Origin of the sequence: Bacteroides clarus YIT 12056, assembly GCF_900129655.1 — a bacterium.
GTDB lineage: Bacteria > Bacteroidota > Bacteroidia > Bacteroidales > Bacteroidaceae > Bacteroides > Bacteroides clarus.
On sequence record NZ_FQWK01000001.1, the window covers coordinates 594,967 to 607,012 of the forward strand.

Annotated in this window: 8 protein-coding genes and 1 tRNA gene; 1 reads left to right on the forward strand and 8 read right to left on the reverse strand. The window is 39.2% G+C overall.

The window, feature by feature from the left end:
- The first annotated feature begins 2 nt into the window (after positions 1–2).
- Positions 3–1,448, forward strand: a complete 1,446-nt coding sequence (locus BUB52_RS02235; RefSeq protein WP_009123293.1) for a fimbrillin family protein — start codon at positions 3–5, stop codon at positions 1,446–1,448.
- Between the two features lie 197 nt (positions 1,449–1,645).
- Here the strand turns inward: BUB52_RS02235 and BUB52_RS02240 are convergent, their stop codons facing one another.
- The 8 genes from BUB52_RS02240 to BUB52_RS15815 all read right to left on the reverse strand — a co-directional run.
- Positions 1,646–2,083 carry a PepSY-like domain-containing protein gene (locus tag BUB52_RS02240; protein WP_009123294.1) on the reverse strand — a complete coding sequence of 146 codons (438 nt, stop codon included), beginning with the start codon at positions 2,081–2,083 and terminating at the stop codon, positions 1,646–1,648.
- 304 nt (positions 2,084–2,387) lie between these two features.
- Positions 2,388–4,967, reverse strand: coding sequence for an SIR2 family protein (locus BUB52_RS02245; RefSeq protein WP_009123296.1), 2,580 nt, complete (start codon positions 4,965–4,967; stop codon positions 2,388–2,390).
- A gap of 773 nt (positions 4,968–5,740) precedes the next feature.
- A tRNA-Phe gene (locus tag BUB52_RS02250) sits at positions 5,741–5,813 on the reverse strand.
- 200 nt (positions 5,814–6,013) lie between these two features.
- On the reverse strand, positions 6,014–7,093 hold the full coding sequence (gene thiL / locus BUB52_RS02255) for a thiamine-phosphate kinase (protein ID WP_039951142.1): 1,080 nt from the start codon (positions 7,091–7,093) through the stop codon (positions 6,014–6,016).
- A 111-nt stretch (positions 7,094–7,204) separates the two neighbouring features.
- Positions 7,205–8,014, reverse strand: a complete 810-nt coding sequence (locus tag BUB52_RS02260; RefSeq protein WP_073212585.1) for a purine-nucleoside phosphorylase — start codon at positions 8,012–8,014, stop codon at positions 7,205–7,207.
- Positions 7,971–9,074, reverse strand: coding sequence for a tetraacyldisaccharide 4'-kinase (gene lpxK / locus BUB52_RS02265; protein WP_009123301.1), 1,104 nt, complete (start codon positions 9,072–9,074; stop codon positions 7,971–7,973). Before lpxK ends, BUB52_RS02260 begins: the two co-directional genes overlap by 44 nt.
- Before the next feature lie 6 nt (positions 9,075–9,080).
- Positions 9,081–10,847 (reverse strand): signal peptide peptidase SppA, encoded by a 1,767-nt coding sequence (gene sppA, locus BUB52_RS02270; RefSeq protein WP_009123302.1) that lies wholly within the window; start codon positions 10,845–10,847, stop codon positions 9,081–9,083.
- Between the two features lie 965 nt (positions 10,848–11,812).
- A partial coding sequence (locus BUB52_RS15815; protein WP_394363694.1) for a hypothetical protein occupies positions 11,813–12,046 on the reverse strand: 234 nt, incomplete at its 5' end.

Genomic DNA, 12,046 nt, shown 5'->3' on the forward strand with positions numbered 1-12,046 from the left:
AAATGAAGAAACGAACATATATCACACTGTTTTTGTGGGCAGCCGCCCTACTGTCGGGATGTACGGGAGATGAAGAAATCGTCGGTGGACAATCGTCATTGTTGACGGTGGCAGTTACGGCGGCGGACTTTTCTTCCGATGAGGGTATGGCGACCCGTACCACCGATATCGGGTATTCCACCACCTTTGCCGCCGGCGACCGGATAGGGATTTTCGCCATTGCGGACGACGGTATAATATTGGATAATAACATTCCTTACACGTACAGCGGCACTCAATGGAACCCGGTAGATACGGACAACACAATCCATCATTATAATTATGCCGGGGTCACTTATTATGCCTATTATCCATACTCGGCAAGTATGGATGATGCTTCCGGCGAACAGACCATCATAGATAAGTTTACTCCGAAGCAAGACCAAAGTGACAAAGCCGATTATACCGCTTCCGATTTAATGACCGGTACGGGAGAAGTTGCGGATGCCGATACCGACTCTCCCAAACTGACGTTGACATTGAAACACAAAATGTCTGTGATAGTAGTGGATATAAAAAGTAACTCCTATGTGACAACCGGCGGCTATGAATATTTCGAACCGATAGCTTGCAGCAGCATCGACATAGGCGGTACGGACATATTGCAAAACAATCTGGCATTTGTTTCTTCGGTGGGTGTTTACAGATATATTGTTCCGCCCGGCTCAACGCCTTATTCCGTCAGTGTCAGCTATAATGCTGGTGAGATTAACAAAGAATATAGTTACAGCACTACCGTAAAACAGACTTCGGCCGGAAAATATCATCTGATAAAACTACATAGGGAAGAGGCCGCTACTCAACGTGATTTGAAAGTAGGTGATTTTTATTATCAGGACGGTTCTATTCTGCCCGGAGATTCTACGTTTTATAATCTTGCATCGAATCCATGTATAGGCATTGTGTTTAAGGTGGGAGCGGGAAAGTGGGATAGTGATCCAAATAGATATGACGGGAAATTGTTAGCCGTGCATGGATATGTACTGTCTCTCGACCAGGCAAATAAGTCTTGGGGAGATAACTCGAAAAGTTGGAATGGTACTTCTTGGTATGAATATCAGGGCTACGTTTATACGAAGAACTTATTGGCAGGTATGGCTGAAGGCAAGTCCTTTCCTGCTTGCTCATGGTGTGTGGAACATACTCCTGTTCCTACAGGAATGACCAGCGGATGGCATTTCCCTTCTCTAAATCCCGTATTGGACTTTGTCGATAATGCTGCTACTTTGAATACTTTTTTGAGTAGAATACCCGGTAGCACTACAATTTCAGGTACGTATATATCGGGTACCGAATCCGGCTATAATACAACTACTCATTGTAATGGGCGGGTAACAGGAAATACAGGCAGTGTGTATCGGTATGCTAAAACTGAAGCCCATCTTATTCGTGCAATGCTTACTTTCTAATCCTTTTTATCATCAGTAAAATAGGTGCAGCTAATCGAAAAGAATCCGTTTGCTCTTGTCGCTGATAAGAGCCTGTCAAGTCAGCGACAAGACGTGCCCATAGGTTAGCTCCCTTGTATATTGTATAAAAAATAAAGAGAGTATGTCATTTGAAAATTCTGACATACTCTCTTTATCTTTATCAATTGTCTATTTTATCAATCGTCAATATCAATGACTCTCATTTTAGAGTCGAATGTAATTTCCCAGCGATTCGATAACTTTATCTCATATTCATTATCATCATATTCTATTTGGAGAATTCTTGCATCCGGGTAGTTTGTCTTTACATAGTTACGGATAGCTTCCGGTACAATCTGTGCAGGCACTTCACTTTGTCTGCATCGTACTTCTTTCCATTCTCCCGATTTATCGAATTCCACTTTTTCTCCATTCGTAAACACCACATCGTAGCTTTTATAAAACATTCCCGACTCCAATTTCGCCATTGCCACCTTGTGATCCTTGAAATAAGTCTTGATAAATGTCTGCGCCTTCGCTGGCAATTGGTTTACCTGTATCGGCTTATCATTATCCGCCATAACCATTGTGTGCACCGCAAACATACAAACCAACATCATAATTAACTTTTTCATACTTCCTTATTTTTTAATGATTAATACTTTATTTGTTTTCTATATTGCAAAGATGGTAAGGAAATCTGGAAAGAATTGGGAAAAGGAACATAACTCTCTATTTTTTTTAAGTATTTTTCTTGAAAAGAAAAATACTTTGTTTCTTAAAAACGAATGTGATTTTAATTTATAAAAGTAGCTATATATTATCTTAATAGTAAAACCCTCTATAAACGATTATACGACTTATAGAGGGTTTATCTTCTAACATATTCTATTTCTTAGCAAAAAATCACACTGTAAGGCAATATATGGTTACCAAATATTATTGTATACCTACAAGTTTTTTGTATCGATTGTCCTCTCTACAATTTTCAAATGCAGGCCAATCTTGTACAGAATATTTAAGCATATTGTCCTCTTTTATTGCTCTTGATAGATAATCTAAAGCATTTGGAATATCCCCAATCAGTGAATAAGCAGCAGCTATAACGTCATTATCATACAATTCTTTATTATTGAGAATTTTATTTTTTATTTTCTTTTCATCGAGTTTATTATGTTTGATATCTGCAATAAAGTAATTAATGGCAAGTGCGGGTATGCAGGTTTGGGGATTGTCGTAATATTGTTTTAGTTCCCAATAAACGTCTTTATATCGTTTTAACTTTAATTTTGCATAAGAATAACTGATGAGTGTACTGATTTCTCTTTTATGTTTTATCCAATATTCTTCGATTAAGTCACAAGCTGTTTCGTATTCCTCAAATTCTATATAATATAAAAATAAAATATCTGGTTCAATTGTAGAGAATTTATCAGCAATTTTTTTAGCTTTTTCTTTTTCCTTTGTAATTGCATATAATTTAATTAGCATATTATTATGAATATAACTATCTTCTCCAATATCCTCAAGTATTTTTATGGCTTCTGAAATATTATCAAAATGTTTTGCTAAAATGATAGCTTTTTTTAATAAATAATCATAGGATGGATTATATTCATCTTCAAATTCGTGCATAAACTTATTGACTTCATTAATTTTATCTTTGTTGATAAAATAATCTAATAAGATTAGTAGTATAGATTCTACCCACACAGGGGCATCTGCTTCTTTTGCAAATTTATATCCATCAATTAGAAGTTGATCAACTTCTTTGTTTATTATATCTCTATATTGATAGCAAACTTTTAAGTAGTTTGGGTGGTATTTATTTTGTTTTTCATATTCATTGAGTAATTCTAATACTTTGTCTTTCCTTTTTTCATTTTCTTTTTCATACAGATGGTTATACCAATTGCATAGATTTACCCACGAAGTATTAAAAATACTTCCATCTAATTTTATGCTAGCAAGATAACACTCTGTTATTGATTCCACTGTTATGTCAGATTCTTCTTTTTTTACTAAAGAGTTATAATAGTCAACCATGAAATCTCCTTTTTTCCTATATAAGCTATAATCTGTAGGATATATTGATATTGCTTTGTTTATATATTCTATTTTGTCTTTTATACAAGGAAATGAATTTACTGCATCTAAATAATACATTTCCGTATTAGGATTAATTGCAATAAGTAAATCTATTGTTGATTTATATTGGATACTATTCTCAAGATTCATATCGTGAAGTATAGATAATTTCATTTCTAATAATTCAGTTTTGAATCTTATATTTTCTATTTTTTCAAGATTTTGTTCATCGATTAATTTTAAAGCTTCTTCTATTTCATCTTCCATAAATAAAATTCTAATTTTATTTAAGGCTTTTTTTTCTTCATCTTTTATTAGTGGTGAATTATCTTTTTTAGTAGTGTTATTTTTCTTTCTTTCTTTTTTTATATCAACGTGCTTAAAAAAATCTTCGAAGATATTATGACTGACCATTTTCTTTAGCCTTTTAGAATCTTCTTGAATTATTTGCGAGTTAGATTTTGCTACATATTCATTTGATGTTAAACTTTTTATTAGTTTTATTTGATGTTCACTACTTAAAATTGCATTATCAATAGGTAATACACCTTTGTTTAGACGTTTGTTTAGTTCAGCCATTAATTCATCAAATCCATCTATTTGAACGAAATATACTTTGTCTTTCCATAATAATTTTTTTAAATCGTCTGAAATACATTCATCTCCCTTTCTAATGCACCAATATATACCATTTTTGAAAAATTCTTCTTTTTTTAAGAGGAATGATAATATGTCCATAATGGATCGGTCATTGCCTGCATATCCTACAACAATTAATCCATAATCTTTTGAGAATTCAATAAATTTATTTTTCATATTTCCTTCTAAAGATTCAGTTTCTCTTAGAGTGCTTTTTATATCCTCAAATAAATAATCTCCATGTAATTTGATTATTTTGGGACGTTTAGAAGTTACTGTTATACTTGTTATGGCAGAGTCATGAGCGCATACGACAGGGCGTACATTAGAAAATCTATAGAAAGCTTCATTTAATAAATCATCAAAATTAGTTGTAAATATAGCGTTAAAATAGTTGTTCTCGATAAGTTTTACTAAATATGCATATCCTATTGAAGGATTTTTATTAGCAACTTCATTTTCAACAAAGGCCCTTCTTTGGCGTTGTAAATCATATCGTTTTTCAAAGAGAGAGGAGTATGGATTTCTTTCATCAAACCAATTTTGTTTTTCGAAATATTCATCAGGGGTGATACTAGTGTCATAATCATCGGCATATTCAATAATTTCCTTTTTCCAATCATTTATTAATTGAGTTCCTGATTTTATTCCTGAAGTAATAGAACATCCAGCCCCCATTAATAGAGAATAGTTGGGGGTATCATCACATCTGATACTTAGAAATCTAACTATATCTGATATTTTCTTTTCTTTATGCCTTAACTCAAATAGTATATCTTTAATGTTTTCCATAATGTAATTTATAGGTTTTGTAAAAATGTATATCTTTACAAAGATAAGACTTTAAGAATATTTTTATGAAAGAATATTGATAAATATTTGTATTGTTCAATTTTTATTTTTCAGATGATAGATTACTTTGTGTTATGTTCATAAGTTATAGATTAGCTATTAATACAGAAAAGATTTTTCTATCAAGCTATTATATGGAGTGTAAATAGTTTGCATTTATTAGATGATTAAAATTAAAAAACTTATTTTACACGTAAAAGAACTTTTATTTGAATAGCGATAATTTAATTAGAGTATTACAGTAACGTTTTGTAGCAGAGATACTCTTTCCTATTAGCTTTGTTATTTTGGACGGATTAAATTTAGGATACTGCTTGATGATATTTAGGACTTCCTGTTCTTTTGAGTTTATGGTATCATTTACAGTATCATTTATAACTTCATTTTTGATACTGTACCTTTTTTGAACACTGCTGTAAGTATTTCCTCTGTATGAAACTCTGATTCGGATACATTAGTATCCTTTATGGATTTATGTATACGCGGAATTCTATATACTATTTTGTTAATCAAGTGCAGGCTTTTCAGTATTCAGCATAGATTTTTGTAATGGCGATACAAAGTTAGTGATTTATTTAGTGGGTGAAGATTTGATTCTCTTTTATTTGTATAAAAAAGTAGAATCCCAAAACTTTCTATAAATGTTTTACCGAGGATAAATAAAAAAAACGCTGTAAATTATTCATTTACAACGTTTTATTCTTATTTTCAAGTGGTGCCACCAGGAATCGAACCGGGGACACAAGGATTTTCAGTCCTTTGCTCTACCAACTGAGCTATGGCACCATTTCTATCTCTTTTGCGGTTGCAAAGGTAGTGAAAGTTTTGGACTATGCAAGAGGTTAAGAGATAAAAAACGCTGATAATTGGCTACGTGGCTAAGTATCAGCGTTTTTTATTTTAGAAAAAATACTGAAAAACTTTGTAAGAACATTGTTTGTCCGTTTTTTACTCGGCTTTTCAGCTCTACCCTTTGCTTTTCAGTTCTATTCTTTAGAATCTTCCATATCCTCTGTCGCCTCGGAAGTAGCGGATTCCTCTTTAAGCGGGTTCCAGCCTTGTGCTTTCAACTCAAATTCCTGTCCGTCGCGGGTGATAAGGGCACAACCTAATTCCGGTTTAGTGATATGACCTATCAGCTTGACACCTTCCATGTCAGACACTTTCTCATGGTCGGCAATAGGTACGGTGAACAGAAGTTCGTAATCCTCGCCGCCGTTGAGGGCGCAAGTCGTCAGGTTCATATTGAATTCCTCTGCCATAACAGCAGTTTGGTAGTCGATAGGGATATGCTCCTCATAAATGCGGCAACCGACCTTGCTTTGCGTGCAGATATGCAGTAATTCCGAAGATAATCCGTCGGAAACGTCCATCATGGAAGTAGGCTGAATACCTTCTTTAGCCAATTTCTGAATAATATCGCGACGGGCTTCCGGTTTCAGTTGCCGTTCCAGCAGATACTCTTTGCCTGCGAAATCAGGTTGTAAATCTTTGTCGCCACCTTTTAGGACGCTCTTTTCACGTTCCAGCAGTTGCAGACCCATATAAGCTGCACCTAAGTCACCGGAAACGCAGATAAGGTCAGTCTCTTTGGCGCCGTTGCGATAAACGATCTTTCCTTTTTCACCTTCTCCAATGCAAGTGATGCTGATTGTAAGCCCCGTATAAGAAGAAGACGTGTCACCGCCCACAATATCCACGCCATATTCCTCACAGGCAAGGCGGACGCCGGCATACAGTTCTTCCATATCCTCTACGCTGAAACGTTTGGACAGTCCCAACGAAACGGTGATTTGCCGGGGTGTACCGTTCATGGCATATATATCGGAAAAATTCACTATGGCCGCTTTATATCCCAAATGCTTCAAAGGCACATACGTCAAATCGAAATGTACGCCTTCCAGTAATAAATCGGTGGTAACCAGCACTTCTTTGTCCGCCGGGTAGGAGAGGACGGCGGCATCATCACCGATGCCGTACCGGCTTGATTCGTTTTTTAATTCGATACCCTCGGTCAGGTGGCGGATGAGGCCGAACTCACCGAGAGTTGCTATTTCTGTTCTCATCTTAATTAGTTGAAAGGTGAAAGTTGATAGTTGAAAGCGAATAGTTACTACGTACTTACACTGCACGGCAACTTTCAACTCCCGACTATCAACTTTCAACTATTTGTTTACTTACGCTCTGTTAATCAACTCCCTCATAATTTCCGTCATCTTCGGCTGTGCGGCATCCGCAGCTTTCTGCACCTCTTCGTGAGACACCTCTACAATCTTACCTTCCACGCCTAAGTCCGTGATAACCGATACGCCGAACACCTTGATGCCGCAGTGGTTCGCAACGATTACTTCGGGAACGGTAGACATACCTACCGCATCCGCACCCAGGATACGGAACATTTTGTATTCCGCCGGAGTTTCAAACGTAGGCCCTTGCGTACCGATGTACACGCCATGTTGTACTTTGATACCCTTTTCGGCGGCAATTGCGTCCGCCTTACGGATAAGTTCTTTATCGTAGGCCTCACTCATATCCGGAAAACGCGGGCCGTAAGGAATATTCCTGCCGTGCAGCGGATGTTCGGGGAAGAAATTGATGTGATCGGTGATAATCATCAGGTCGCCGATTTCAAAATCAGGATTCGTACCACCGCTGGCGTTAGAAACGAATAAGGTCTTGATGCCCAATTCGCGCATCACACGCACCGGGAACGTCACTTCTTTCATGGAATATCCCTCGTAGAAATGGAAGCGTCCCTGCATGGCCAGAATATCTTTATCGCCCAGCTTGCCGCAAATCAGCTTACCGCTGTGTCCCTCTACCGTAGAAACGGGGAAGTTGGGAATATCCTCATACTTTATTTCATACTTCTCGGTAATCTCGCCTGCAAGGCTGCCAAGTCCGGTTCCGAGGATAATCGCTGTCTCAGGATGCGTGTGCATCTTACCTTTCAGATAAGCTGCGGTTTCTTGAATACGTTCTAACATAGCCAATAATGTTTTGGTTAAATATATATTGTTGATTTTGCAAAAACTCTATTTCGATGGGGAGTACATAAATGTACGGTTTCAGCGTTTCGTTCAGAGCCGGATGATTTTTCAGTCGGGTAGCATCCTTTTCCGTTGTGATAATCAGTCTTTTACCCTCTTTCAACCGGGCAAATTGCTCCTCAATGAGTTGCAGGTCTTTTTCGCCGAAGTCGTGATGGTCGCCGAATTCCAGCAGATTGACATTGGGAGTGTACGATTCCACTTCTTCCACCAGCGGGGCGGGAGAGGCGATGCCCGTAACGAGTAGTACCTGCTCGCTTCCCGTACAGGATATTCTCTCTTTCGTCTTTTCGGGGAATAACGGTAGTAGCGAGCCATAGCGGAATCTGGAGAAATACAATTGCTGGTACGGATACAGATGCAGCCTTTTGGTAATAATGTTGAAGTCTATCGGCTTGATGTCATCCGGACACTTCGTTACAATGACTATCTGGGCGCGGTTCTTCCCGCAGGCAGGTTCGCGCAGTCTTCCCGCAGGCAACAGGACATCATCACAAAGCAACCGGTGGTAGTCGGTCAGCAGAATATTCATTCCCGCCTTTACGTGGCGATGCTGGAAAGCATCATCCAGCAGCACTGCATCCACAGCGGGACTTTTCAAGTTAAGCAACTGCTCGATACCATGACAGCGGTTTTCATCTACCGCCACCCGTATGTCCGGAAACTTGCTTTTTATCTGATACGGCTCGTCACCGATTTTCTGTACACTGCTCTCGGCGGTTGCCAGTACATACCCTTTACTTTTTCGTTTGTAGCCGCGGCTCAGTGTCGCCACATTTACGCCCTCATTCTGCAATAACCTTATCAGATACTCCGTATGTGGCGTCTTGCCCGTTCCACCTACGGCAAGATTGCCTACACATATCACAGGAACGTCAAAACTCTTTGACCGGAGCCAGCCCCAGTCAAAGAGTTTATTTCGCAAGCATACTCCTATCCCGTAGAGCCAGGACAGGGGATATAGCCAATGGTGTATTTTTACGGATGCATCTCTCATTTAAATTTATTGTATGTTCAGTTCAAACGGTACACGTGCCTGTATACGGTCTATCTTGTCAAAGTTCTCGATAATGCTGAATTGACGGTACACATCGTTCATTTTTCCGTTCAGCATGCGAACCTTGATATAATTTCCGGGATTCGTATTCATCAGGCTTTCCAAAAATCCCTCTTTCTTAGGATAGTTCATTACGGTGTAAGCGTCTACACCCGCTTTGGCAATGGCAATCTCCAAAGCCTTGTCCAGACCGCCCAGTTCGTCCACCAGTCCCAGCTCTTTGGCAGTGCTTCCGGTCCATACGCGGCCTTGCGCTATCTTGTCTAACTCTTCCATGCTGATGCCGCGTCCGTCGGAACAACGGGTCAGGAAGAGTTCGTAACCTTTGTTGACGTACATCTGCATCAATCCTTTCTCACCATCGTTCATCGGGCGGGTCAGGTTGCCGAAATCGGCATACGGATTGGTCTTTACTACGTCGAAGTTCACACCGAGTTTTTCGGTCAGCCCTTTGGCGTTGGGCATCATTCCGAAGATGCCGATAGAGCCGGTCAGCGTGGTAGGTTCGGCAACGATGGTGTCGGCGTTGCAGGCGATGTAGTAACCGCCGGATGCGGCATAGTCACCCATAGATACGATTACGGGTTTTTCTTTTTTCAGTTGGTTTACGGCGTACCATATCTGTTCGGAACCGTATGCGCTACCGCCCGGAGAGTTCACACGCAGCACGACGGCCTTTACATTTTCATCATCTTTCAGTTTGCGCAAGTCTTTGATAACCTTTTCGGAATTGATGCCCTCGTCGGTAGAGGCGGACGAACCGCCGTCAATCTCACCATACGCGTAATATACGGCAATCACGTTTCCGCTCTTGTCTCTGGGTACGTTTTTCTTTACGTTTATCATGTCCTGAATACCCAGCACCGGCATGTTGTCGTCTTTGTCGATACCTACCATGTTTTTCAGGTAGTCGCGTACATCATTCTTATATATCAGGGTATCCACCAATCCGTTCTTCACGCTCTCCTCTGCCGGGTAGAACATCAGCATGCGGTCTGCTTCCTTATTCAGCGCTTCTACAGAAAGGTTGCGCGATTCGGCAACGGAGCTCGTAATCTGTCCCCAAATGGAAGACAGATATACATTTACCTGCTCGCGGTTGGCGGGGCTCATTTCAGTGGAGATGAACGGTTCTACTGCGGATTTGTATGTACCCACTTTGAATATCTGCATCTCTACACCGATTTTTTCCAGTAAATCTTTAAAGAACATCGGAGTAGCTGCCAGTCCTCGCCATTCGAGCATACCTTGCGGGTTCAGCAGCACTTTGTCCGCAACGCTGGACAGGTAGTAAAGGTTCTGCGTGTAAGTATCGCCGTAAGCCACGATGAATTTACCCGATTCCTTGAAGTCTTTCAGCGCGTCTCGAATTTCTTCCAGCGAAGCGAATCCGGCTCCCAGTGAAGTTGCCTGAATGTAAATACCTTTGATATCTTCATTTTCTTTCGCTTTCCTGATAGAAGAAAGAATATCGTCCAGTCCATACGTTTTGTAGTCTTCTTTCATAAGGAAATCCAGCGGATTCTCCTGGCTTCGTTCGGTCAGTGTACCGTTCAAGTCCAGCATCATGACGGAATTCTTACGCACTTGCGTTTCCGATTCCGAGGATGAAACCATGCTGAAAACTACGAGAATGCTGATGAAAAACAACACGACGCTCGATATGATAATACCCGTTACGGTGGCGAGCGTAAATTTCAAGAAATCTTTCATTGTTTTATTGTTTTTGGTATGCTAACTTTTCAAGCTAACAAAGATAAATAATTAGGTTGATATTTTCTCTATCTGTCGCATGATTTTTCGGTTTTGTCACACCGAGGTTTTAATATTTTATTTGTACCGCCATATTTATCCGTATTCGTAAACGCCGATGGATTATCGTCATTATGCCGAAAACGAAGCTTCGGTTACTTTCTTTCCCTATGTGTGGAGATAAATCATTTTTCCTATATTTGTTATGTTTTAATAGATAAGGATTATCTGATAAATGTAGATGATATATGAACTTTCAAGAAGATAGATATGCGGCAAACTAATCTTACCCCGCCCGTGTTCTTTTCGTACCACGGCTGTTGTATGCAAAGACCACGGATGAAGTAATTAAGTACCACTGCCGTGGTACGAATAGTTCTTTATATTTTTGTTTCTTACTTCCGTTGACGCCAGCGTTTACCTTTCCGTTATTTCAGAACTGTTCTTCCTTGTTTCTCAATAAACCATTTGAGGTTTATATAAAAGCGTGAGTGTTTAAGGTTCTGTGAATATATACGTGTTATGTATACACGTGTGCGCTTGTATACGCGCCCGCCTACTTGCCCGCGCGCACGTGCGCATATATTATAATGTGTCCCTTCCTTTCATCAGCCTGTTTCCTGCTTTTTTTATGCTCTACAACATCTTTACTAATCAGCGAGTTAGGAAAAAGTTTCAAAAATATTTGGAAAAAGAGAAAGATATATTTGGTGTGTATTCTAAAAAGCCCTACTTTTGCATCCGCTTTCGAGAACGGGAGCGGCGTTTGATTGACATTCTGACAGAAACGGAGTAAGAACCCTTACTTTTTTCTTCCTTAACCGGCTGGTTTCTTTCGAAACTTTCCCCTTTAAAAAGAAAAATGAAAAAAACTTCCGAAAACATTTGGAAGATATGAGATAAAGTTCTTACCTTTGCACCCGCTTTCAAAAAGGAAGCAGCGTTGATTGAAATACTTTTTTAAAGCCGGGCGGTAAAGACAACCTTTTCCCAGTTCTCCCTTTCGCAAGAGAGTTGTTTTGAATGAGAAAAAAAATTAAAAAAACTTCCGAAAACATTTGGAGTATATGCTTAAAAGTTTTTACCTTTGCATCCGCTTTTGAAAAGGAGCATTCTTCGAAAAGAAGCGATCTTTGAACAGATTTACATAAACAATACAA